This window comes from Pseudomonas sp. HD57-3 (assembly GCF_056113135.1).
Genome location: NZ_CM148568.1, coordinates 3,877,775 through 3,901,129, shown reverse-complemented (window position 1 = coordinate 3,901,129; position 23,355 = coordinate 3,877,775). Strand labels below are relative to the sequence as shown.

Here is a 23,355-nt window from a genome sequence, read left to right as displayed (position 1 = left end):
GCCAATTGGCTCCCACAGGGTGTCGCGTGAAGCCGGATCGGTTGTCGTGACTTAGTTGTCGTAACCCAGATTAGGCGCCAGCCAGCGCTCGGTCAGGCTCAGTTCCTGGCCTTTGCGCGAGGTGTAGCTCTGCACCTGATCCTTGTCGACCTTGCCCACTGCGAAGTATTGCGCCTGCGGATGGGCGAAATACCAGCCGCTGACCGCTGCTGCAGGGAACATTGCGTAGTGCTCGGTGAGGAACACGCCGCTGCGACCGGCGCGCATTTCCTGGGCTTCAGGGTCGAGCAGGGCGAACAGTGTGGCCTTCTCGGTGTGATCCGGGCACGCCGGGTAGCCCGGGGCAGGGCGGATACCGGAATACTGCTCTTTGATCAATGCCTCGTTGTCGAGGACTTCATCCTTGGCGTAACCCCAATGCTCTTTACGCACCTGCTGGTGCAGCCACTCGGCGCAGGCCTCGGCCAGACGGTCAGCCAGGGCCTTGACCATGATCGAGTTGTAATCGTCGCCAGCGTCTTGATAGGCCTTGGCCACTTCTTCGGCGCCGATGCCGGCGGTGGTGATGAAGCCACCGACATAGTCGGTCACTTCACTGTCCTTCGGCGCGACGAAGTCGGCCAGCGAGAAGTTCGGTTTGCCGTCGGTCTTGATGATCTGCTGGCGCAGGTGATGCAGGCGGGCCATCGGCTTGCCGTCATCGCCGTACAGCTCGATATCGTCGTCGTGCACCTGATTGGCCGGCCAGAAGCCGAACACCGCACGGGCGCTGATCAGTTTCTCGTCGATCAGCTTGGCCAGCATCTCGCGGGCGTCCTTGTACAGCGAAGTCGCCGCTTCACCGACCACTTCGTCTTCGAGGATGCGCGGGAACTTGCCGGCCAGGTCCCAGGAGATGAAGAACGGCGTCCAGTCGATGTATTCGGCCAGAACGTTGAGGTCGATGTTGTCCAGCACGCGGGTGCCGGTGAAGGTCGGTTTGACCGGGGTGTAGGAGGCCCAGTCGAACTGCGGTTTTTTCGCGATCGACGCGGCGTAGCTCAGGCGTTCGGTACGGGCGCTGCGGTTGGCGGTGCGCTCGCGGACGTCGATGTACTCTTCGCGGGTCTTCTGAACGAAACCGGCTTTCAGTTCCTTGGACAGCAACTGCGTCGCCACGCCCACAGCGCGGGAGGCGTCGGTCACGTAGACCACCGCGTCGTTGCTGTACTTCGGCTCGATCTTCACCGCCGTGTGCGCCTTGGAGGTGGTCGCGCCGCCGATCATCAGCGGCAGGTGGAAGTCCTGGCGCTGCATCTCGCGGGCCACGTGGACCATTTCATCCAGCGACGGAGTGATCAGGCCGGACAGGCCGATGATGTCGCATTTCTGCTCCTTGGCCACCTGCAGGATCTTCTCGGCCGGCACCATCACGCCGAGGTCGACGATGTCATAGCCGTTGCAACCCAGCACCACGCCGACGATGTTCTTGCCGATGTCGTGCACGTCGCCTTTTACGGTGGCCATGAGGATCTTGCCCTTGGCTTCCGGCTTGTCGCCTTTTTCCAGTTCGATGAACGGGATCAGGTGGGCCACGGCCTGCTTCATCACGCGGGCGGATTTCACCACCTGCGGCAGGAACATTTTGCCGGCGCCGAACAGGTCACCGACGATGTTCATGCCGGACATCAGCGGGCCTTCGATCACTTCGATCGGGCGCGCGAACGACTGACGGGATTCTTCGGTGTCTTCGACGATGTGGGTGGTGATGCCCTTGACCAGCGCATGCTCCAGACGCTTGTTGACGTCCCAGCTGCGCCATTCTTCGGTCTCGGCTTCCTTGACGCTGCCGTCGCCCTTGTACTTGTCGGCGATGGCGAGAAGGGCGTCGGTGCCTTCCGGCGTGCGGTTGAGGATCACGTCTTCGACGGCGTCGCGCAGTTCCTGCGGGATCTGGTCGTAGATCTCCAGCTGACCGGCGTTGACGATGCCCATGGTCAGGCCGGCGCGGATCGCGTACAGCAGGAACACCGAGTGAATCGCCTCGCGCACCGGGTTGTTGCCACGGAACGAGAACGACACGTTGGACACGCCGCCGGAGCTCAGGGCATACGGCAGTTCGTCACGGATGTAGGCACAGGCGTTGATGAAGTCCACAGCGTAGTTGTTGTGTTCTTCGATACCGGTGGCCACAGCGAAGATGTTCGGGTCGAAGATGATGTCTTCCGGCGGGAAGCCGACTTCGTTGACCAGAATGTCGTAGGAGCGTTTGCAGATTTCTTTCTTGCGCGCTTCGGTGTCGGCCTGACCGACTTCGTCGAACGCCATCACCACCACGGCGGCCCCGTAGCGTTTGCACAGTTTGGCGTGGTGGATGAACTGCTCGACGCCTTCTTTCATGCTGATCGAGTTGACGATGCCCTTGCCCTGGATGCACTTGAGGCCGGCTTCGATCACTTCCCACTTCGAGGAGTCGATCATGATCGGTACGCGGGAGATGTCCGGCTCGCCGGCGATCAGATTGAGGAAGGTCACCATGGCCTTCTTCGAATCGAGCATCCCTTCGTCCATGTTGATGTCGATCACCTGGGCGCCGGCCTCGACCTGCTGCAGGGCGACTTCCAGGGCTTCGGTGTAGTTGTCTTCACGGATCAGACGGGCGAATTTCGCGGAACCGGTGATGTTGGTCCGCTCGCCGACGTTGACGAACAGCGAGCTGCGATCAATGGTGAACGGCTCCAGGCCCGACAGGCGGCAGGCCTTCGGAATGTCCGGAATCTGCCGTGGCGCGTAACCGGCGACGGCTTTGGCGATGGCTTCGATGTGGCCCGGCGTGGTGCCGCAGCAACCGCCGACGATGTTGAGGAACCCGCTCTGGGCGAATTCTTCGATGACTTTGGCGGTGTCTGCCGGCAGCTCGTCGTACTCGCCGAATTCGTTCGGCAGGCCGGCGTTCGGGTGCGCCGAAACGTGGGTGCTGGCCTTGTCCGACAGCTCTTCCAGGTACGGACGCAGTTCGCGGGCACCGAGGGCGCAGTTCAGGCCGACCGAAATCGGTTTGGCGTGGGCCACGGAGTTCCAGAACGCTTCGGTGGTCTGGCCCGACAGGGTACGGCCGGAGGCGTCGGTGATGGTGCCGGAAATCATGATCGGCAACTCGAAGCCCAGCTCTTCGAACACGCCTTGCACGGCGAAGATCGCGGCCTTGGCGTTGAGGGTGTCGAAGATGGTTTCGATCAGGATCAGGTCGGCGCCGCCCTCGATCAGGCCTTTGGTGGCCTCGGTGTAGTTTTCCACCAGCTCATCGAAGGTGACGTTGCGATAGCCCGGGTTGTTGACGTCCGGCGACAGCGAGCAGGTGCGACTGGTCGGACCGAGCACGCCGGCGACGAAGCGCGGCTTGTCCGGGTTCTCGGCCGTCTTGGCGTCAGCGACCTTGCGCGCCAGTCGTGCGCCTTCTACGTTGAGTTCGTAGGCCAGTTCTTCCATGCCGTAGTCGGCCATGGAAATCCGGGTGGCGTTGAAGGTGTTGGTTTCCAGGATGTCGGCACCGGCATCCAGGTAGGCCTTTTCGATACCGCCGATAACATCAGGGCGGGTGATGACCAACAGGTCGTTGTTGCCCTTGACGTCGCTCGGCCAGTCGGCGAAGCGTTTGCCGCGATAATCCTGCTCTTCGAGCTTGTAGCTCTGGATCATCGTGCCCATGCCGCCGTCGAGAATCAGGATGCGCTCTTTGAGAGCTTGCTTGAGAGCTTGAAGACGGACGCTGCGATCGGACATTGGGACTACTCGAAAAAGACCATGACGAAGGAGCGGGATCATAACAAACCTGTGCGGATTTAGAGCATGTGGCGCTTTTGCATGAATATCGCTCATGTTGGTACGGGCGTCATAACGGTAGAATCGCGGCGTTTTTATTCAGGATCAGGATCAGGGATATGTCGTACCGCGTCATCAGCATTGCATTGCTGTTTTTAAGCTTTGGCGCGGCGGCGCAGAGTCCCGCTATTTCTTCTCCTATCTCCTACACCCGAGACATCCAGCCGATCTTCACCGAGAAGTGCGTGGCCTGCCATGCGTGTTACGACTCTGCCTGTCAGTTGAACCTTGGCAGCGGCGAAGGGGCGGCCCGTGGCGCGAGCAAGATGCCGGTCTACGATGGCGAACGCACCCAGGCGGCACCGACCACGCGGCTGTTCTATGACGCCTTCGGCAAACGCGCCTGGCAGCAAAAAGACTTCTATTCCGTACTCGACGCCCAAGGCAGTCAGGCGGCGCTGATGGCGCGCATGCTGGAGCTGGGACACAAAACGCCGCTGACACCCAACGCCAAACTGCCGGAAGACATCGTGCTGGGCCTCAATCGCGAGAACCTGTGCGCGATGCCTGCCGAATTCGACGGCTATGCCGGTGCCCATCCGAAAGAAGGCATGCCGCTGGCGGTGACCGGCCTGACCGATCAGCAATACCAGACGCTGCAACGCTGGCTGGCGTCCGGCGCGCCGATCGACGAGCAAGGCCTGGCGCCGAGCGCTAAAGAGGCGCTGCAGATCGTCCAGTGGGAAAACCTGCTCAACCAGCCTGGCGCACGGGAAAGTCTGGTCGGGCGCTGGCTGTACGAGCACTGGTTCCTGGCGCACATCTATTTCAAGGACGGCGAGCCGGGCCATTACTTCCAGTGGGTGCGTTCGCGCACGCCGACCGGTCAGCCGATCGATCTGATCGCCACGCGCCGCCCGAACGACGATCCGGGCACTCAGGTGTATTACCGCCTGTGGCCGGTGCAGGGCGTGATCGTGCACAAGACCCACATCACCTATCCGCTGAGCGCGGCGAAGATGGCACGGGTCAAAAGCCTGTTCTACAACGGCAACTGGCAGGTCAACGCCTTGCCGGGCTACGGGCCGCAGAGCCGGGCCAACCCGTTCGCGACCTTCGAAGCCATCCCTGCGCAGGCGCGTTATCAGTTCATGCTCGATAACGCCGAATACTTCGTGCGCACCTTCATTCGCGGTCCGGTGTGCCGTGGGCAGATCGCAACCGACGTGATCCGCGACAACTTCTGGGCGCTGTTCCAGGCCCCGGAACACGATCTGTACATCACTGACCCGAACTATCGCGGCCAGGCCACGCCGTTGCTGGCGATGCCGGGGCAGAACGACGACGTCGGCAGCGTCCTGAGCCTGTGGCACAACTACCGCAACAAGCGAAACAAATACGAAGCCCTGCGCCGTGACAGCTACGCCGACCTGCCGGCACCGAGCTGGTCGACTCTGTGGGCCGGCAACGACAACGCGTTGCTGAGCATCTTCCGCCACTTCGACAGCGCTTCGGTCACCAAAGGCCTGATCGGCGAGGTGCCGCAGACCATGTGGCTGTTCGACTATCCGTTGCTGGAGCGCACCTATTACCAGTTGGCGGTGAATTTCGATGTGTTCGGCAACGTCTCCCATCAGGCGCAAACACGCCTGTATTTCGACCTGATCCGCAACGGCGCCGAGCAGAACTTCCTGCGCCTGATGCCCGCCGATTCTCGCGAGGATTACCTCGACGATTGGTACCAGAGCAGCGGCCAGTTCAAGATGTGGCTCGATTACGAAGCCATCGATGACGACAAGCCGACCGCGCTGAAACTCGACGAGAAAGACCCGAAACACGATTTCGCCATGCAATTGCTGGCGCGCTACGGCGATCTCAATGCGCGTCCGGATCCGATCAACCGCTGTGAAGACGCCTATTGTTCGCGCCCGAACATTGATCCGGCGTTGCAGAACGCCGAGCAGGCCCTCAGTCGCCTGACTTCGCGCCCGGCAGCCGGCCTGAAAGTGATCGATCAATTGCCGGAAGCGACCATGCTGCGGGTCGAAACCCGCAGCGGCAAACGCGAGGTCTACAGCCTGCTGCGCAACCGTGCGCACAGCAACGTGGCGTTCCTGCTCGGTGAATCGCTGCGCTATCAACCGGGGCTGGACACGCTGACGATCTATCCGGGTGTGCTCAGCAGCTACCCGAATTTCATGTTCAACGTCCCGGCGGATCAGGTGCCGGCGTTTGTCGATGCCATGGAGAGTGCAAAGGACGCGGCGCAGTTCGAGAAAATCGTCGAACGTTGGGGTATCCGCCGCAGCCATCCGCAGTTCTGGTCCTATTTCCATGACCTGAGCCAGTACATCCACGAAACCGATCCGGTGGAAGAGGGCGTGCTGGACATGAACCGGTACGAGAATCTTTGATCGTTTGAGCGATGGCGGTTGTCCCAATCCTGTGAAGTACGGGATCGGGAGCACCATCGATGTTGATTTCAGTGCAGGCCCTGCGAGCGCTCGCCGCGTGGGCGGTGGTCTGCCATCACTTCATGCAGATTTTCTTCGACTTCGAGGCGCGCGGGCCGATAGGCCAGCTGTTCATCGACAAGGGCGCCGTGGGCGTCGATATCTTTTTCGTGATCAGCGGGCTGGTGATTTTCCTGTCCACCGAAGGCAAGGCACTGCCGCCGGCGCGGTTTCTGCTGTATCGGCTGTTCCGGATTGTCCCGGCGTATTGGCTCTACACGGTGCTGATGGCGTTGCTGGTGGTGTTCGCCCGGCCATTGTTGCCGGATCAGACGGTGGACTGGAGTCATTTGCTGCTGTCGCTGCTGTTTATCCCGACCGAAAACCCTGGCGGCTACGGGATCTACCCGACCCTGAATGTCGGCTGGACCCTGAATTACGAAATGCTGTTCTACGTGCTGTTCGCCTGGGCGCTGTTGTTCCGGCTGCAACTGCGCTTGCTGGTGGTCGCGGCGCTGCTGTTTGCGGTGTGCCAGACCTGGACCGGGTTTGGCTGGGTCAGCGAGTTCTATCGTTCGGACATCGTTTATGAGTTCCTGCTGGGGATCGGCATCGGCATGTTCTACCGCCGCGGCTGGATCGGCCCGGCGCTGTGGCTGCCGATGCTGGGGATCGGTGCGGCGTTGCTGGCGATCTATCATCTGCCGCCGGAACCCCGATTGCTGAACTGGGGCGTGCCCAGTGCGGTGCTGGTCATGGCCAGCATGGCGCTGGAGCGGCATGTCGAGCGCAACAGGCTGCTCAAGCTGCTGGGTGACTGTTCTTACTCGGTGTATCTGATGCACGTGCTGGTGCTGTCGGCCGGCGGTTATCTGGCCCGACGCTACGGGATCAACCCGTATTTGATGTTTGTCGTCTGTGCGCTGGCCATCGCTATCGGTTCGTGGCTGAGCTACGAATGGGTCGAAAAACGCAGTTATCAATGGCTTAAAGCGCGGATTGACGGTGAACCTGGCGCTTAGCCGATTTGCGAACTATTCCTACGTAAATACTAGGACTTTGTGCCGCGCGCCGATTGGCGTAAACTCCGCCTCAAGCCTGCGAGGAGTCTCCATGACCGCTATTACCATTACCGACGCCGCCCATGATTACCTGGCCGATCTGCTCTCCAAGCAGAACACCCCGGGCATCGGCATCCGCGTTTTCATCACCCAGCCTGGCACCCAGTACGCCGAAACCTGCATTGCCTACTGCAAGCCGGGCGAAGAGAAACCTGAAGACACGGCGCTGGGGCTGAAAAGCTTCACCGCTTACATCGACTCGTTCAGCGAAGCGTTTCTCGATGATGCCGTCGTCGACTACGCCACCGACCGCATGGGCGGCCAGCTGACCATCAAGGCGCCAAACGCCAAAGTCCCGATGGTCAACGCCGACAGCCCGATCAACGAGCGCATCAACTACTACCTGCAAACCGAAATCAACCCGGGGCTGGCCAGCCACGGCGGTCAGGTCAGCCTGATCGATGTGGTTGAAGGCGGCATTGCCGTGTTGCAGTTCGGCGGCGGTTGCCAGGGCTGCGGCCAGGCGGACGTGACTCTGAAGGAAGGCATCGAGCGCACCCTGCTTGAGCGTATTCCTGAGCTCAAGGGCGTTCGCGACGTAACCGACCATACGCAGAAAGAAAACGCCTACTACTAAGGTGTTCGCTGCGGCATAAAAAAAACGGCGCCCCGTGAGCGCCGTTTTTTTTTGATCGTTCCCACGCTCTGCGTGGGAATGCAGCCCGGGACGCTCCGCGTCCCATTCACGGTCTAAAAAGGTGCGCATGCCCCGCGCGATACAGCGACGACTCACTGAAATGATCGCTGCCCAACACCCGCCCGACCAGAATCAACGCCGTACGCCGAAACCCCTTGGCCGCCACCTTCCCGGCAATATCCTCCAGCGTCCCGACCACCCAGTCCTGATCCGGCCACGTCGCCCGGTGAATCACCGCGATCGGGCAATCCGCGCCGTAATGCGGCAGCAGTTCGGCAATGATTTTCTCCAGATGATTGACCCCCAGATGAATCGCCATGGTCGCCCCGTGCTGCGCCAGACTGCCTAATTCCTCGCCGGCAGGCATCGAGGTCTTGTCCGCATATCGGGTCAAAATCACGCTTTGCGAGATGTCCGGCAGAGTCAGTTCAGCCCCCAACAGCGCGGCGCACGCGGCGGTGGCGGTTACGCCGGGAATGATCTCGAACGGAATATCCAGCTCGCGCAAATAACGAATCTGCTCGCCAATGGCGCCGTACAAGCTCGGATCGCCCGAATGCACCCGCGCCACATCCTGGCCCTTGGCGTGGGCGGTCTTGATCAGGTCGATGATCTGTTCCAGGTGCAGTTCGGCGCTGTTGACCACGGTTTCAGCGCAATGACCTTCCAGCACCGCCGTCGGCACCAGCGAACCTGCGTAGATGATCACCGGGCAACTGCGGATCAGCCGCTGGCCTTTGACAGTGATCAATTCCGGGTCGCCGGGGCCGGCGCCGATGAAGTAAACGGTCATCGTTGGATCCTGTAAAAAAGGGGCAGGGCAGTGCTTCACCAGCCCTTGAGATGAAGAACGCTCATGATCAAAAGCGGGGATTATCGGGAATTTACGCCGCGCCGGCCAATGCCAGAGTTGCCTGAGCGTACTTTTGCCGGGAAATCAGCAGTTTTGCCGGGCCACTGATCAACTGTTCGGCGAGCGCCAGAGCAGCACTTTCCGCTACGCCGTAGCAGCCGGTGCGTTCGAAGGCGATCTGTGAATGATGACTCAAACGTTGCTGATAACTGGCCAGTTCCTCGCTGCTGAAATACAGCAACGGCAGCGCCAGCTGGGCGGCGAGTTCCTGCAAACCGGGTTCATCGCGCTTGAGGTCGATGCTGGCGAGCGCCTTGACCTTCTCAAGATCAATTCGGTGGGCCTGCAACGCCTGATCAAGCAATGCACGCAGCGTGCTGGCCGGGCAGCCGCGCTGGCAGCCCAGGCCGACCACGAAGGTCGGCGCTGCGCTGTCATCGGTCATGCGTGGTACTGACCTTCGCTTTTGCGGCGGAACAACCAGGCGCTGATCAGGCCCAGGGCCAGCCAGAACGCGACGTTGGTCAGCTGCGAAGCGATTTTGAACTGGGCTTCGAGTGCTTCCGGGGCGAGCATCGAATGCACTTCCGGTTGCGGCGCGCCGATCACGTGCGGCACGGCAAGGATCGCCACGCCGAGGATCTTCATCAGCCAGTGACGGCTGAACGCGATCAAGGACAGGCCGACAGCGGTGGAGGCCGCAGTGCCGATCCACCACATCTGCCGCGAGGCCAGATCCGCAGCGGCAGTGCCCGGCAGCTCAGGTGGCAGGCCCATGGTCGGGGCGAGCACGAAGGTCGCGTAACCGGCCAGGCCCCAGAGCAGGCCTTGCGAAGTCTTGGTCGGCGCACGCAGGGTGTACAGGCCCGCCAGCATCAGGGCGAAACCCACGGCAACCACCAGGTTGCCGCCAGTGGTGGAGACCACGCGCTGCCAGCCGTCTTCCGGCTCCCAGGCTTCGGCATCGTGGGTGTGGGCGGCGGTGCCGGCGGCGTGTTCGTGAACTTCGGCAACCGGTTCGGCTTTCTCGAAGGTCTCGGCCTGCAAAATCAGCGGCGAAACCCAGAAGCTTTGCAGCAACGTCAGGAGCAGGGCGGCCAGAAGGCCGGTGAAACCTGCGGTCTGCGCAATACGCTTGATCATGTCGTCAGGTCTCAGTGGCACGGGAACGCGGCGCTGTGGCGGGTATCGTGCGCGGCGTTGTGCACCGCTTCGATGTGCGAGAAACCGGCGAAATACACGAGGCACGCACCGAGGATCGACGCGCAGACGGCGGCGGTCAGGCGTTGGCTCAGGGTGGTGGTGCTGGAGATCTTGTCCGAATTGCTGCCGGTGCTGCTGATGATCGACATGGCGCTTCCCTCTGGAGTGTCAGCGGGTGAATAGAGCGCATGAAAACCCCTGCGGCCGGGCACGCAGAGGTTCGAACAGCGCCCGCCCACCGCGGGTTTGTTATGTTCAGTGACGCAAGGATGCGCACTGTGTGTTGCGGGCCGGTCTCCGGGCTCACGAGGGGTTGGCGTCTGGCCGACCTGCAAGCGTCACCTTCCCATGCCTGTGGGCACAGTGGATCTGACGCTTCGCTCGCTTACCGTTGCGGGGGCAGCACCGGACTGACATGGCTTTAGAGTAAAGCACATGATTCACCGGTTTCCCGTTTCACCCTGTGAAGGGCACCCGTAACAAGTTGTGTAGGAGACCATGAGGGGGGATTTGAGTCAATTGGGAACGGGATTTGGGGGCATATCCGTTGCTTCGGGTGCTGCCGCTGGCGGTTTCGCTCTTACAGCGAGTCACTTTTGGCAGACGCCCCAAAAGTAACCAAAAAGTCTACGCCCCGGCGTACGGCACTTCGCTTAGGCTCAGTGTTCCCTCGCTACGGTGTCCATCAGGGGGCATCGCCTACGGTTTGCTTCGCTGCACCTCCTCTCGATGTGTTCGACTTCGTCGAACGGCGCTACGCGCCTACCCCCTGATGGACACCTCCGCTCGGCCTGCCGAAGGGGCAAAAAATCAAAAGCCACATCAAAAGCCAGATCAAGAGCCCTTAAACACTCAACACGATGAGCGTTAGCTCAAGTACCGCTTTTGATCGCAAAGTCCGTCGGCAGGCTGAGTGGAGGGATTGATCCGGGGGTGGGAGCGCAGCGACCGTGCGGCGCAGCCGCATGCATCGAGAGGAGGTGCAGCGGAGCAAACCGTAGGCGATGCCCCCGGATCAATCCCGGAGCGAAGGAACCCCGAGCCTCAGCGAGGGGCCGTACGTCAGGGCGCAGACCTTTTGGTTACTTTTGGGGCGTTTGCCAAAAGTGACCCGCCGTAAGGGCGGAACCCTAAGAAGCCGTTACCGCAGCAACGGATATGCCCACAAAACCAACCTCCCATTGACCCATCCCCACACCCTGCGTAGCCTTGCGCTTTCGAGGTTCTTCGGCCCACGCCGAAGCTAAGAAGGGAACGCGGTCCAAGCCGCGGCTGCCCCCGCAACTGTGAACGGTGCTGTTCGCTGCCACGCCACTGCCAACTCAATCCAGAGCCAGCGGGAAGGCGCAGTGAATACCGGGCGAAGGCCCGAACACCGTCAGCCAGGAGACCTGCCTCGTCACAGATTCTCACTTTCAACCGGGCGGGGTGATCCGGTGGCGAACTCTCCAGGCACGCACCCGCGTTGCCGGTCTCGTCCCGTATGCCCGCCACCTTGCCAAAGGGCATCCGATGAAAACACTGGCCAAACTCCCCGTCACCATCGTCACCGGCTTCCTCGGCTCGGGCAAAACCACCTTGCTGCGGCACATGCTCGACAACGCCCAGGGCCGCCGCATCGCGGTGATCGTCAACGAGTTCGGCGAGCTGGGTATCGACGGTGAAATCCTCAAGCAATGCACCATCGGCTGCACCGAAGAAGAAGCCACCGGCCGCGTCTACGAACTGGCCAACGGCTGCCTGTGCTGCACCGTTCAGGAAGAGTTCTTCCCGGTGATGCGTGAACTGGTGGCCCGTCGCGGCGACCTCGACCACATCCTGATCGAAACCTCGGGCCTGGCCCTGCCGAAGCCGCTGGTGCAAGCCTTCCAGTGGCCGGAAATCCGCAGCGCCTGCACCGTTGACGCGGTCATTACTGTGGTCGACAGCCCGGCCGTGGCTGCCGGCACCTTCGCCGCGTTCCCGGATCAGGTCGATGCCCAGCGCAAACTCGATCCGAACCTGGACCACGAATCGCCGCTGCACGAGCTGTTCGCCGACCAACTGGCCAGCGCCGACCTGGTGATCCTCAACAAGGCTGACCAGACCAGCCCTGAAGACCTCGCGCGCGTTCGTCTGGAAGTCGCCGAAGAACTGCCGCCAGCGGTGAAAATCATCGAAGCCAGCAACGGTCGTCTGCCGCTGGACGTGCTGATCGGCCTCGGTGCCGGTTCCGAAGAACACATCGACAGCCGCCACAGCCATCACGATCACCACCACGGTGAAGGCGATGACGATCACGACGACCACGATCACGACGCCTTCGACTCGATCTCCATCGAACTGCCGCAAGCTGACGAAAGCCTGTTGCTCGATGCGCTGACGCAACTGGTGGTTCAGCACGGCATCCTGCGGGTCAAAGGCTTCGCGGCGATCCCGAACAAGCCGATGCGTCTGCTGATTCAGGGCGTCGGTACGCGTTTCGACAAGCACTTCGACCGTCAGTGGGGCGCCGATGAGGTGCGCGTGACGCGTCTGGTGTTGATCGGTCAGGAGCTGGACGCAGCCCAGCTCGAAGCGCAACTGCGCGCCGCGCTCAGCGTTTAAGCCATGCACCTGCTCAGGACCCAGCCCGGCGGTTTCGTGTCGGATGACAACATTGCCGACCTTGGACAAACCCCCGCCGAGCTGGTGATCCTGTGCAGCGGCGATTCCAGCCTTGCGCTGCTCGCCGAAGCGGCGCAGCAACTGCCCGAGGATTACCCGAGCGTGCGGCTGGCCAACCCGATGCAGGTGCAGAACCATGCGTCGGTCGACCTGTACGTCGATGAAGTGCTGCGCCACGCCAAGGTCATTCTGATTTCGCTGCACGGCGGCATCGCTTATTGGCGTTATGGCGTCGAGCGGCTGGTCGAGTTGTCCGAGCGTGGCGTGCAGGTGATTCTGGTGCCGGGCGATGACCGGCCCGACCCGGAACTCAGTGACTTGAGCACGGTCGGCGCCGAGGATCGCGACCGGCTCTGGCAGTTCCTGCGTCAGGGCGGCATGGGCAATGCGCTGGACTTTTTCCGTTGCCTGGCCAATCGCTGGCTGGCGCGGGATTACGTGTGGGGCGAGCCGCAAACGCTGCCACGCACGGCGATTTACCACCCGAACAAAAACACCGCCGCACTGAGTGACTGGCAAGCCGATTGGCTACCTGGTCAACCGGTGGCGGCGGTGTTGTTTTATCGCTCGCATTTGCAAGCGGCCAATACGGCGTTTATCGACGTGTTCTGCCAACGGCTTCAGGCGGCCGGACTCAATCCGCTGCCGATCGCCGTGGCCAGTTTGAAAGAGCCCGGCTGCCTGTCGGTGGTCGAGGACTGGCTGGATGAGGTCGAGGCCTCGGTGATTTTGAACACCACCGGTTTCGCCCAGTCCAGCCCGGAAGCGCCGCATCTGCGGCCGTTTCGTCGCAACATTCCGGTGATTCAGGCGATCTGCGCCCAGGACAATGAACCCGGCTGGCGCGAGAACGAGCAGGGCCTCGGTCCGCGGGATCTGGCGATGCACATTGCATTGCCGGAGCTTGATGGCCGGATCATCAGCCGGCCGATCAGCTTCAAGGATCTGGCCTGGCGCAGCGAGCGCAGTCAGTCCGATGTCGTGTGTTATCGGGCCCAACCCGAGCGCATGGATTTTGTGGCCGAACTGGCGCGCCGCTGGGTCGATCTGGCGCGGGTGCCGAACGCTGAAAAGCGCATCGCGCTGATCCTCGCCAACTACCCGACCCGGGACGGGCGCATCGGCAACGGCGTCGGCCTCGACACGCCGGCTGCCGCGCTGAATATCCTGCGAGCGTTGCAGGCTGAAGGTTATCCGTTGCCGGCCGAACTGCCGGACAGCGGCACCGAACTGATCCGGCAATTGCTCGGCGGCGTCAGCAATGACCTCGACACCCTCGATCAGCGCCCGTGCCAGCAAAGCCTGGCGATGGACGATTACCTGACGATGTTCAATGCGCTGCCAGAAGCCAATCGCACGGCGGTGCTGGAACGTTGGGGTTCGCCGCAAAACGATCCGATGTGCCGTGACGGGCGAATGATGATCGCCGGCCTGCGCTTCGGCCTGACCTTCGTTGGCATTCAGCCGGCGCGGGGTTATCAGGTCGACCCGAGCGCGGTGTATCACGACCCGGATCTGGTGCCGCCGCACGCCTACCTCGCGTTCTATTTCTGGCTGCGCAAGACCTACGGCGCTCACGGTGTGATTCACGTCGGCAAGCACGGCAACCTCGAATGGCTGCCGGGCAAAGGCGTGGGCCTGTCGGAGAACTGCTGGCCGGACGCGCTGCTCGGGCCGCTGCCGAACATCTATCCGTTTATCGTCAACGATCCGGGCGAGGGTGCCCAGGCCAAACGTCGCACTCAGGCAGTGATCATCGACCACTTGATGCCGCCGCTGACTCGTGCCGAAACCTACGGTCCGCTGCGCAATCTGGAACTGTTGGCGGACGAGTATTACGAAGCTCAGTTGCTCGATCCGCGCCGCGCCCGGGAGTTGCAGCGCGACATCCTCCAGTTAGTGCGTGACACGCAGATTGATCGCGAATTGCAACTCGACGAAGCCCTCGACAGCGATGCCGATGCGGCGATCTGGCTGCCGCGTCTGGACACTTATCTGTGTGATTTGAAGGAATCGCAGATCCGCGATGGTCTGCACATTTTCGGTGAGTCGCCGACCGGGCGTTTGCGTATCGATACCTTGCTCGCGTTGCTGCGGATTCCGCGTGGCGATGGCAAAGGGGCGCAGTCGAGTTTGTTGCGGGCGTTGGCCAAGGCGTTTGAATTGGGATTCGATCCGCTGGATTGCGCATTGGCTGATCCTTGGACTGGCCCGCGCCCATCGGACTTGCTGTCGGTCAGCGATGAGGTCTGGCGCACGGCGGGGGATACCCGAGAGCGTCTGGAGCTGTTCGCGGCGCAATTGATCGAGCAGTCGCTGATGGGTGATGTTGCGCAACTGGACGCTTCAGGCTGGACGAATGTGCAGACGATCATCAACGCGCTTCGCGAAGTGATCGCCCCACGCCTCGACGCCTGCGGCCCGGCGGAAATGCACGGCTTGCTCGACGCGTTGAGCGGCCGATTCGTCCCCGCCGGCCCAAGCGGCGCACCGAGTCGCGGCCGCCTCGACGTGCTACCCACCGGGCGCAATTTCTATTCGGTCGACGTGCGCAATCTGCCGACCACCACGGCCTGGCGGATCGGCTTCCAGTCCGCGACCCTGATTCTCGAGCGACACCTGCAGGACCACGGCGATCACCTGCGCCAGCTCGGCCTGTCGGTCTGGGGCACGGCGACCATGCGCACCGGCGGTGACGACATCGCCCAGGCCATGGCGCTGATGGGCGTGCGTCCGGTGTGGGCCACCGGCAGTCAACGGGTCGATGATTTCGAGATTCTGCCGCTGAGCCTGCTCGACCGGCCTCGGGTCGATGTCACGCTGCGAGTCTCCGGATTTTTCCGCGATGCGTTCGCCAACCTGATCCGCCTGTTCGACGCCGCCGTGCAAGCCGTGGCGGAGCTGGACGAGCCGGACGATCTCAATCCACTGGCCGCAAAAGTGCGTGCCGAACGCGAGGCGCTGCGCCAGTCTGGGCTGGACGAAGAGGCTGCCCGACGTCAGGCCGGCTGGCGGATCTTCGGCGCCAAGCCCGGCGCTTATGGCGCGGGCGTGCAGGGCGCTATCGATGGTCGTCTGTGGCAAACCCGAGAAGATCTGGCCGAGGTCTACCTGAACTGGGGCGCCTATGCCTATGGCGGTTCCGATGAAGGCACCGCCGCCCGCGAGCAATTCGTCCAGCGCCTGAGCCAGGTGCAGGCCGTGCTGCAAAACCAGGACAACCGCGAGCATGACCTGCTCGATTCCAACGACTATTACCAGTTCCAGGGCGGCATGCTCGCCGCCGTGGAAAGCCTGCGCGGTGAAGCGGCGGCCAGTTATCACGGCGATCACAGTCAGCCGGACCTGCCGAAAATCCGCACCTTGAAGGAAGAGCTAAACCGGGTCATCCGCTCAAGGGCGGCGAATCCGAAATGGATCGACGGGGTCAAGCGCCACGGCTATAAAGGCGCGTTCGAACTGGCGGCGACGGTCGACAACCTGTTTGCCTTCGACGCCACCACGCAACTGATCGACGATCATCAGTACGCCTTGCTGGCCGATGCGTATCTGCTGGACCCGGCGACCCGCGACTTTGTGCGCGAGCATAATCCCCACGCGCTGCGCGACATGACCGAACGCATGCTCGAAGCGCAGCAGCGCGGGATGTGGCAGGAACCGGGCGCCTACAAAGAAGCCCTGGAAAACCTGCTGCTGGACATAGAAGAAGAGAGCTGAGACTGAACATGACCGACACCCCGCATTTCCCGCTCTCCGCCGTGGTCGGCGCCGATGACCTGAAACTGGCGCTGTACCTGACGGCCATTGATCCGAAGATCGGCGGCGTGCTGATCGAGGGCCCGCGCGGTATGGCCAAGTCGACGCTGGCCCGGGGTCTGGCGGATCTGTTGGCCAGCGGTCAGTTCGTCACCTTGCCGTTGGGCGCGACTGAAGAACGACTGGTCGGCACGCTGGATCTGGACGCGGCATTGAGCGATGGGCGCGCGCAGTTTTCTCCGGGTGTGCTGGCCAAGGCTGACGGCGGTGTGTTGTACGTCGATGAAGTGAATCTGCTGCCGGACCATCTTGTGGATCTGCTGCTTGATGTGGCTGCCAGCGGCACCAACCTGATCGAGCGTGACGGGATTTCCCATCGGCATTCGGCGAAGTTCGTATTGATCGGCACGATGAACCCGGAAGAGGGGGAATTGCGTCCGCAATTGCTGGATCGCTTCGGTTTGAACGTCGCACTGAGCGGTCATACGGCGCCGGCCGAGCGCGGGCAGATCATTCGTCGTCGGCTGGATTTCGACAGCGATCCGCAGGCGTTCTGTGCGCAGTGGGAGGCTGAGCAGCAAGCTCTGCGCGAGCGCTGTGAAAGTGCCCGCAATGCCTTGGCGAGCATTCCTCTCGACGATGAAGCGTTGGCGCAGATCACCGAGCGCTGCTTCGCGGCAGGCGTCGACGGTTTGCGGGCCGATCTGGTCTGGCTGCGTGCTGCGCGGGCTCATGCGGCGTGGCGCGGCGCCGAAGTTATCGCCGAGCAGGACATCGATGCCGTGGCTGAGTTTGCACTGCGTCATCGTCGTCGCGAACAGTCTCCGACCAGTACGCAGCCACCGGCGCAATCGCCGTCCGGCACTAACGCCGAACCGAGCGAAGGGCAGGGGCAGTGGGGTGAAATGCCGGCGCCGGCACTCGCCACCGGTGCCCGCCGCGAAGTGCCTGTCTGGCCAAAAAAGCCCTAGGCATTCGCCCCCGATCCGACGCGGGGGCGAATGCCAGACCCCGCGCCGGACGCCTCGATAACGGTCGCCAAGGCAAGCGACACGCGGCTCGCAGCGGCTCGGTGAACTGGCCCGGAACCTTGCTCAATGGCCATCCGAAAACCAGAGCGGATCTGCTGTTTCAACTGCGCACCCGGACACCCCATGAACTGTGGCTGGTGATCGTCGACGCCTCCGCTTCGACCCGTCGCCATCAAGCCTTGAGCGATGCCAAGGGCGTACTCGCGCAATTGTTCGACGACGCTTACCGACAGCGTGCGCGCCTTGCGTTGTTGACCGCGAGCGGCGCCGCGCCGAAATGGCAGGTGCAAGGGCTGAAGGCCTCCAGCGGGTTGCGCGCCTGGCTCGATGGGTTGGGCGCTGGAGGCGGCACGCCTCTGTTGGCAGCGCTGACGGAGGCCGGGCATTGGCTGGCGGTGCGGCGCAAGCGTTTCCCCGCCGAACAGCAACGGTTGCTGGTGATCACCGATGGCCGGTTGAAAGACTGTCCGGAACTGCCAGGGCTCGCGTGCCCGGGCCTGTTGATCGATATCGAGCGCGGGCCGATTCGCCTGGGCCGCGCGAAACAATTGGCGACAGCACTGGACGCCGATTACCGGCATATCGACGAGTTGTTGTCGGTCTGAGAGCTATGCTGCAGTGAGGCCAAATCACAGGGAGTGAATCATGCGCGTACTGGTCGCCAATCCGCAGGACGATTTTCGCGTCAAGGCCTACGCCGGCACCAACGGCGTGCTGCTCGCCATGGACCTCGCCGAACCCCGCCGCAAAGGCCTGCTGGGGTTTGCCATCGAAAAGCAGCAGGGCGACAAACCGTGGCTGTTCCTGTTCAACAGCCTGACTTTTCCCGGCAAGGTTCACACCTTCCCGCAGTTCCACGCCACGCCGAGCGACAAGGCGCCGCTGCAGAAATTTCGCTGGGCCGATTACGCGGTCAATCCGGGCATGACGATCCACTATCGCGTGCACCTGGCGTATGGCACGCCGGATGCGCCGCAATTGGGTGAAGCGCTGGAACTGACAATCCGCTCCGACGACGGTCATCCCGCCAAACAGGGCGTGATCTTTAACCGTGCCGTGGCCGCCAGTCAGGCGTTTCAGCGCAAATTTCCCGATCTCGACGCACAGATCAGCGCCAACAAAAACATGCCCATCGAAGCCTGGCCCGATGCAGCGCGTCAGTGGCTGGAGAACGGTCTGCTCGGGCGCCTGCAGGGCTTTATCGAGCGTGCGGTGGACGGGCAGTGGGCGCTGGACATCGCGATCTACGAATACCAGTTGCAAGCCATCGTTGACACGGTGAACGCGGCGTTCGATCGAGGTGTTCAGGTGCGCGTGCTATATCACGCCCGGCCCGACGACGAAGACACGACGATCAACGAAGCAAGCCTTGCGAAACTGCCTGCGACCAGCAAGCGCGGGCGGGTCACTCACAACATTTTCCATAACAAGTTCATCGTCCTCAGCCGCCTCGACGGAGGCGGCGAGCGCCAGCCAAAAGCCGTACTGTGCGGCAGCACCAACTTCACCGCCAACGGCGTGTACCGCCAGGCCAACGTGGTACATGTGCTGGACGATTCGGCGGTCAGCGCGAGTTACCTGAAAACCTTCGAACAGATCTGGGCCGAGCCGGCGGACGTCGGCACCACTCGCGACTGGATCACCCAACACAACCCGATGAACCCGGCGCAGCCCTTGTTCGCCGGGTTTTCACCGCGTACCGGCGGCGCCGATCTGCGGGAGTTCGTCGATATCATCGAGGGGGCGAAAAAAGACCTGCTGTTCGTCACCGCATTCGCCTTGCCGGACGCGATTCTCAACGCATTGCTCGGCCAGCCCCACGACGACATCCTGCGTTACGGCCTGCAAAACACCGTCAGCCGCATCACCGGGTTTCACGCCGACCGAACTGCCGAATTCGCCGCCACCGCGTTGCTCAACACCGGGCTGGAAGGCTGGCTGCGGGAGAACATGAAGGGCCAGAAAGGCAACCTGCTGGTGCACACCAAAGCGGTGGTCACCGACTTCACCAGCGACAGCCCGACCCTCATCAGCGGCAGCCACAACCTCAGTTCCTCGGCCAGCAACGGCAATGACGAGAACTACCTGATCATTCGCGGCGACACCGATCTGGCGGACCGTTATGGCCTGGAACTGCTGCGGTTCTACGAGCATTACCGTTTTCGCTACTTCGCGAAGAAACTGGCGTTGAAGCAGGTACAGCCGTTGGCGGCGGATGACAGCTGGGCCAACGACTATTACGTCGAGGACGACCTGCGTCAGTTGTCTCGCCTGCGGTTTGCCGGACGTTAGACGTCCATCGCCTGTCGGTACTGGCGGGTCCGGCGGCTGAGGTACAAGCGGTCGCGAATCAGCGCCCAGAGTGCCGACACCTCGGGTTTGGGCTGGCGGCCACGGCTCAGGCGGGCCATCTGGAAGCGCACCACGGCCATGTTCGCCAGCGCGGCCAGCGGTTTGCGTTTCCAGCGGATCGGAGGCAATTGCGGCTCGCTGTTGCGGCCTTCGCGCCAGTGCTTGACCAGGCTTGGCTCGATGGCCAATGCGGTGGCGATGCCGGCCATGGCGATGCCGCTGTCGAGCACTTGTTCGACCACGGGCAAGCGACGAATGCCGCCGGTGACCATCACCGGCATGCGCGCGACGCTGGCCAGTTCAGTGGCCATTTCCAGAAAGAACGCCTCACGGGCAAGGGTGCGTCCGTCACGCGCTTCGCCTTGCATTGCTGGGGCTTCGTAGCTGCCGCCGGACAGTTCCAGCAGGTCGGTGGGTTGCTCGTTGAGCCATTCGATCACCTGACGCGCGTCGTCGGTGTCGAAGCCGCCGCGCTGGAAGTCCGCCGAATTGAGCTTCACCGCCACGCAAAACTGCGGCGATACCGCTTGGCGGATGGCCTCGATCACCGACAGCAGCAGGCGCGCGCGGTTTTCCAGCGAACCACCCCAGCGGTCGGTGCGGCGATTGGTCAGCGGCGAGAGAAACTGGCTCAGCAGATAGCCGTGGGCAGCGTGAATCTGCACGCCGGTGAATCCGGCTTTTTCGGCGAGCGCGGCGCTTTTGGCGAAACGTTGAATGACTTCTTCGATATCGTCCTCGGTCATTGGCTTGGGCTCGGCGAACAGTTTCGAGAACGAGCCCATTTCCAATGCCACCGCCGACGGCGCCAGCGCTTGCTGGCCCATGTTGGCGAAGGTCTGACGACCGGGGTGATTGAGTTGGACCCAGACCTGCGCGCCGCCGCTGCGGGCGATCTCGGCCCATTGGCGGAAACGCTCCAGATGCCGCTCGTCTTCGAGCACCACGCCACCGGGGCCGGTCATGGCACGGCGGTCGATCATCACGTTACCGGTCAGCAGCAACCCGGCGCCGCCGTCGGCCCAGGCCTGATACAAACGGAATAGTTCGCGCGAAGGTGCCTGGTCACGGTCCGCGAGATTTTCTTCCATGGCGGCTTTGGCGATACGGTTGCCGACGGTCTGACCGTTGGGCAGATTCAAAATCTGGAAGGGCGACATTGCTTGACTCCTCATCAGTGATGGAGAGAGGCTAAGCTTAAAGTTAACTTTAATGTCAAGCGGGCGAATCGAGGCTGAAATGAAAATCGGTGAATTGGCGCAGCAGAGCGGGTTGAGCGCTTCGAGTATTCGTTTTTATGAGGCTCAGGGTCTGATTCCCAAAGTGGAGCGGCAGGGCAATGGTTACCGACGTTACCCGCCACAAGTGCTGCAGACCCTGAACATCATCCGCAGCGCCCAGCAGGCCGGCTTTTCCCTGGAAGAACTCAAACAGTTGTTGCCGGCTGCCGGAACCGGTGAGTTCAAGCACGATGAGCTGGTGGCAGGCCTGACCCGAAAGGTAGAGCAGATCGAAGTCATGCAGCAGCATCTGGCCCAGAGCAAGGCGCGGTTGCTGGAGGTGATCGACAACATTCAGTCCAAGCCCGAAGGCATGAGCTGCGCTGCAAATGCCGACCGCGTGTTGTCGACGCTTTACCCGTAAAAGTCCGGAGATGTCTGCGGCGTACAGATTTTGAAATGATTTCCAGCTGTAGGAAAAGTCATCTGAGCCTGTACGCTTCAAGGCCTTTTTTCATTCAGGATTTGCATGAACACCCTCTCGGAGCCTCCCAGTTCTATTCCAGGAACCCCGTTCCCCTCGCGCCACGGCGCGGTCTTGACGCACTCGCAACATCCAGTTTTCCGACTACCGACTATCGTTGTTGGCGCAGCCTTCGAGCTTTCGCGCCGCACTTTGCCGTGTCCGGCAGCCTGAATTCACTGACGAGAGATAGAGACAGATTATGGAATGGTTAGCGGATCCCACGGCATGGCTGGGCTTGTTGACACTGATCGTGCTGGAACTGGTACTGGGTATCGACAACCTTGTGTTCATCGCGATCCTGGCGGACAAACTGCCGCCGCATCAGCGCGACCGTGCGCGGATCATCGGCTTGAGCCTGGCGCTGATCATGCGTCTTGGCCTGCTGGCGAGTATTTCCTGGCTGGTCACCCTTACGGCGCCGTTGTTCGAAGTGTTCGGCAAGAGCTTCTCCGGCCGTGACCTGATCATGCTGTTCGGTGGTGTGTTCCTGTTGTTCAAGGCGACCATGGAATTGCACGAACGGCTGGAAGGCCACATCGGCGAGCGTTCCACCAACACCGCTTATGCGCTGTTCTGGCCGATCGTCGCGCAGATCGTCGTGCTCGACGCGGTGTTCTCCCTGGACGCGGTGATTACGGCCGTGGGCATGGTCGATGAACTGGCGGTGATGATGATCGCGGTGATCGTGTCCATTGGTGTGATGATCGTTGCCAGCAAGCCGCTGACGCGCTTCGTCAACGCCCACCCGACGGTGATCATGCTGTGTCTGGGCTTCCTGATGATGATCGGTTTTGCCCTGACGGCCGAAGGCCTGGGCTTCCACATTCCGAAAGGTTATCTGTACGCGGCCATTGGTTTCTCGATCCTGATCGAAATCTTCAACCAGATCGCCCGCGCTCGTCGCAAGCGCTCGATGCAGGGTTTGCGCCCGATGCGCGAGCGCACGGCCCATGCGGTGATGCGTCTGTTGGGTGGTCGCAAACTGGCGGTGGAAGAGGTCGGCGAGGAAATTTCCGACTTGCTGGATAACGGTGAGGCGCCGAGCGCGGAGCTGTTCGACCGTCGCGAACGGGTGATGATCAGCGGCGTGCTGCAATTGGCCGAGCGACCGATCCGCGCCTTGATGACGGTGCGCGCTGATGTCGATCACATTGATCTGGCGGACGACGCCGAGGCGATTCGTACGCGATTGATGCATTCGTCCTACTCGCGCTTGCCGCTGATTCGTAACGGCGCAGTGGATGAGCCGCTGGGCTTCGTGCACAAGAAGGAACTGCTCAAGGAATACCTGGCCGGTAACGAGCCGAACCTGGAACACCTGGCGCGCAAGACCGTCAATCTGCTGGACAGTTATTCGATCCTCAACGCACTGGAGCAAATGCGTGCGGCCTCGACCCACATTGCTTTCGTGGTGAACGAGTTCGGTGACTTTGTGGGTGTGTTGACCATGACCGACATTCTCGAATCAATTGCCGGTGAACTGCCGGACGCCAGCGAAATTGCCGGCCCGGACGTGGTCGAGGAGCAGGGCGGGTACATCGTCAATGGTGCGCTGAACCTGACCCGTATCCGCGAGCACACCGGTTTTCGCGCCGAGCCAACCGAGGATTACCAGACCCTCGCCGGGCTGGTGATGAGCCTGCTGGATCGCCTGCCGATGAAGGGCGATCGACTGGAACATGAAGGCTGGGGCATGACCGTGATGGCGGTCGAAGAGCGTCGCGTGACGCGGGTGTTGCTGGTGCGTGAGGCCTGA

Annotated in this window: 16 protein-coding genes and 2 riboswitches; of the genes, 10 read left to right on the top strand and 6 right to left on the bottom strand. The window is 62.0% G+C overall.

What is annotated here, in order from left to right; all coding sequences use genetic code 11:
- Window positions 1-51: 51 nt before the first annotated feature.
- Complete coding sequence (gene metH, locus AC0R79_RS17425) at window positions 52-3,762, bottom strand: methionine synthase (RefSeq protein WP_474730873.1); 3,711 nt, start codon at window positions 3,760-3,762, stop codon at window positions 52-54.
- A gap of 158 nt (window positions 3,763-3,920) precedes the next feature.
- Here metH and AC0R79_RS17420 point away from each other — a divergent pair, with 158 nt between their 5' ends.
- The 3 genes from AC0R79_RS17420 (at window position 3,921) to nfuA (ending at window position 7,952) form a co-directional block, all read left to right on the top strand.
- Window positions 3,921-6,215 carry a fatty acid cis/trans isomerase gene (locus AC0R79_RS17420; RefSeq protein WP_474730872.1) on the top strand — a complete coding sequence of 765 codons (2,295 nt, stop codon included), beginning with the start codon at window positions 3,921-3,923 and terminating at the stop codon, window positions 6,213-6,215.
- A gap of 59 nt (window positions 6,216-6,274) precedes the next feature.
- A complete protein-coding gene (locus tag AC0R79_RS17415) occupies window positions 6,275-7,276 on the top strand; it encodes an acyltransferase family protein (protein WP_474730870.1) in 1,002 nt (333 codons plus the stop codon).
- Window positions 7,277-7,367: 91 nt separating this feature from the next.
- Window positions 7,368-7,952: a Fe-S biogenesis protein NfuA gene (gene nfuA, locus AC0R79_RS17410; protein WP_474730868.1), complete on the top strand. Its 585-nt coding sequence runs from the start codon at window positions 7,368-7,370 to the stop codon at window positions 7,950-7,952.
- Window positions 7,953-8,058: 106 nt separating this feature from the next.
- Here nfuA and cobM read toward each other — a convergent pair whose 3' ends face one another.
- From cobM to AC0R79_RS17390, 4 genes are all read right to left on the bottom strand, one after another.
- On the bottom strand, window positions 8,059-8,805 hold the full coding sequence (gene cobM / locus AC0R79_RS17405; protein WP_474730866.1) for a precorrin-4 C(11)-methyltransferase: 747 nt from the start codon (window positions 8,803-8,805) through the stop codon (window positions 8,059-8,061).
- Between the two features lie 91 nt (window positions 8,806-8,896).
- Window positions 8,897-9,310, bottom strand: a complete 414-nt coding sequence (locus AC0R79_RS17400) for a cobalamin biosynthesis protein (RefSeq protein ID WP_011334491.1) — start codon at window positions 9,308-9,310, stop codon at window positions 8,897-8,899.
- Complete coding sequence (locus AC0R79_RS17395; RefSeq protein ID WP_375747255.1) at window positions 9,307-10,008, bottom strand: CbtA family protein; 702 nt, start codon at window positions 10,006-10,008, stop codon at window positions 9,307-9,309. The genes AC0R79_RS17400 and AC0R79_RS17395 overlap by 4 nt, the downstream gene beginning before the upstream one ends.
- An 11-nt stretch (window positions 10,009-10,019) precedes the next feature.
- Window positions 10,020-10,217 carry a CbtB domain-containing protein gene (locus AC0R79_RS17390; RefSeq protein ID WP_007959524.1) on the bottom strand — a complete coding sequence of 66 codons (198 nt, stop codon included), beginning with the start codon at window positions 10,215-10,217 and terminating at the stop codon, window positions 10,020-10,022.
- Between the two features lie 122 nt (window positions 10,218-10,339).
- A riboswitch (cobalamin riboswitch) is annotated at window positions 10,340-10,561 on the bottom strand.
- 710 nt (window positions 10,562-11,271) lie between these two features.
- Window positions 11,272-11,481: riboswitch (cobalamin riboswitch) on the top strand.
- A 99-nt stretch (window positions 11,482-11,580) separates the two neighbouring features.
- On the opposite strand from AC0R79_RS17390, the gene cobW reads away from it, so the two are divergent.
- From cobW to AC0R79_RS17365, 5 genes are read left to right on the top strand one after another with little or no spacing between them, the layout of a single operon-like run.
- A complete protein-coding gene (gene cobW / locus AC0R79_RS17385; RefSeq protein WP_064381326.1) occupies window positions 11,581-12,654 on the top strand; it encodes a cobalamin biosynthesis protein CobW in 1,074 nt (357 codons plus the stop codon).
- A gap of 3 nt (window positions 12,655-12,657) precedes the next feature.
- On the top strand, window positions 12,658-16,431 hold the full coding sequence (gene cobN, locus AC0R79_RS17380) for a cobaltochelatase subunit CobN (protein WP_474730864.1): 3,774 nt from the start codon (window positions 12,658-12,660) through the stop codon (window positions 16,429-16,431).
- Window positions 16,432-16,439: 8 nt separating this feature from the next.
- Window positions 16,440-17,441, top strand: coding sequence for a magnesium chelatase ATPase subunit I (locus AC0R79_RS17375; RefSeq protein WP_474730863.1), 1,002 nt, complete (start codon window positions 16,440-16,442; stop codon window positions 17,439-17,441).
- Between the two features lie 2 nt (window positions 17,442-17,443).
- Entirely contained in the window at window positions 17,444-18,106 is a 663-nt protein-coding gene (locus AC0R79_RS17370; protein WP_240665010.1) for a vWA domain-containing protein, read from the top strand.
- Between the two features lie 40 nt (window positions 18,107-18,146).
- Window positions 18,147-19,793, top strand: coding sequence for a phospholipase D-like domain-containing protein (locus AC0R79_RS17365; RefSeq protein ID WP_127798319.1), 1,647 nt, complete (start codon window positions 18,147-18,149; stop codon window positions 19,791-19,793).
- On the opposite strand, the gene AC0R79_RS17360 is transcribed toward AC0R79_RS17365, so the two are convergent.
- Entirely contained in the window at window positions 19,790-21,013 is a 1,224-nt protein-coding gene (locus AC0R79_RS17360) for an NADH:flavin oxidoreductase/NADH oxidase family protein (RefSeq protein WP_474730861.1), read from the bottom strand. The genes AC0R79_RS17365 and AC0R79_RS17360 overlap by 4 nt on opposite strands.
- Before the next feature lie 79 nt (window positions 21,014-21,092).
- Here AC0R79_RS17360 and AC0R79_RS17355 point away from each other — a divergent pair, with 79 nt between their 5' ends.
- Complete coding sequence (locus tag AC0R79_RS17355) at window positions 21,093-21,497, top strand: MerR family transcriptional regulator (protein ID WP_474730858.1); 405 nt, start codon at window positions 21,093-21,095, stop codon at window positions 21,495-21,497.
- A 301-nt stretch (window positions 21,498-21,798) separates the two neighbouring features.
- Window positions 21,799-23,355 (top strand): TerC family protein, encoded by a 1,557-nt coding sequence (locus AC0R79_RS17350; protein WP_127798317.1) that lies wholly within the window; start codon window positions 21,799-21,801, stop codon window positions 23,353-23,355.

Excerpts from the sequence above, each read along its gene's own strand:
- AC0R79_RS17390 (WP_007959524.1), bottom strand. The coding sequence starts at position 10,217 with ATGTCGATCATCAGCAGCACCGGCAGCAATTCGGACAAGATCTCCAGC.
- AC0R79_RS17355 (WP_474730858.1), top strand. The coding sequence starts at position 21,093 with ATGAAAATCGGTGAATTGGCGCAGCAGAGCGGGTTGAGCGCTTCGAGT.
- AC0R79_RS17400 (WP_011334491.1), bottom strand. The coding sequence starts at position 9,310 with ATGACCGATGACAGCGCAGCGCCGACCTTCGTGGTCGGCCTGGGCTGC.
- AC0R79_RS17395 (WP_375747255.1), bottom strand. The coding sequence starts at position 10,008 with ATGATCAAGCGTATTGCGCAGACCGCAGGTTTCACCGGCCTTCTGGCC.
- cobM (WP_474730866.1), bottom strand. The coding sequence starts at position 8,805 with ATGACCGTTTACTTCATCGGCGCCGGCCCCGGCGACCCGGAATTGATC.
- cobN (WP_474730864.1), top strand. The coding sequence starts at position 12,658 with ATGCACCTGCTCAGGACCCAGCCCGGCGGTTTCGTGTCGGATGACAAC.
- nfuA (WP_474730868.1), top strand. The coding sequence starts at position 7,368 with ATGACCGCTATTACCATTACCGACGCCGCCCATGATTACCTGGCCGAT.
- AC0R79_RS17415 (WP_474730870.1), top strand. The coding sequence starts at position 6,275 with ATGTTGATTTCAGTGCAGGCCCTGCGAGCGCTCGCCGCGTGGGCGGTG.
- AC0R79_RS17375 (WP_474730863.1), top strand. The coding sequence starts at position 16,440 with ATGACCGACACCCCGCATTTCCCGCTCTCCGCCGTGGTCGGCGCCGAT.
- AC0R79_RS17420 (WP_474730872.1), top strand. The coding sequence starts at position 3,921 with ATGTCGTACCGCGTCATCAGCATTGCATTGCTGTTTTTAAGCTTTGGC.
- AC0R79_RS17365 (WP_127798319.1), top strand. The coding sequence starts at position 18,147 with ATGCGCGTACTGGTCGCCAATCCGCAGGACGATTTTCGCGTCAAGGCC.
- metH (WP_474730873.1), bottom strand. The coding sequence starts at position 3,762 with ATGTCCGATCGCAGCGTCCGTCTTCAAGCTCTCAAGCAAGCTCTCAAA.
- AC0R79_RS17350 (WP_127798317.1), top strand. The coding sequence starts at position 21,799 with ATGGAATGGTTAGCGGATCCCACGGCATGGCTGGGCTTGTTGACACTG.
- cobW (WP_064381326.1), top strand. The coding sequence starts at position 11,581 with ATGAAAACACTGGCCAAACTCCCCGTCACCATCGTCACCGGCTTCCTC.
- AC0R79_RS17360 (WP_474730861.1), bottom strand. The coding sequence starts at position 21,013 with ATGTCGCCCTTCCAGATTTTGAATCTGCCCAACGGTCAGACCGTCGGC.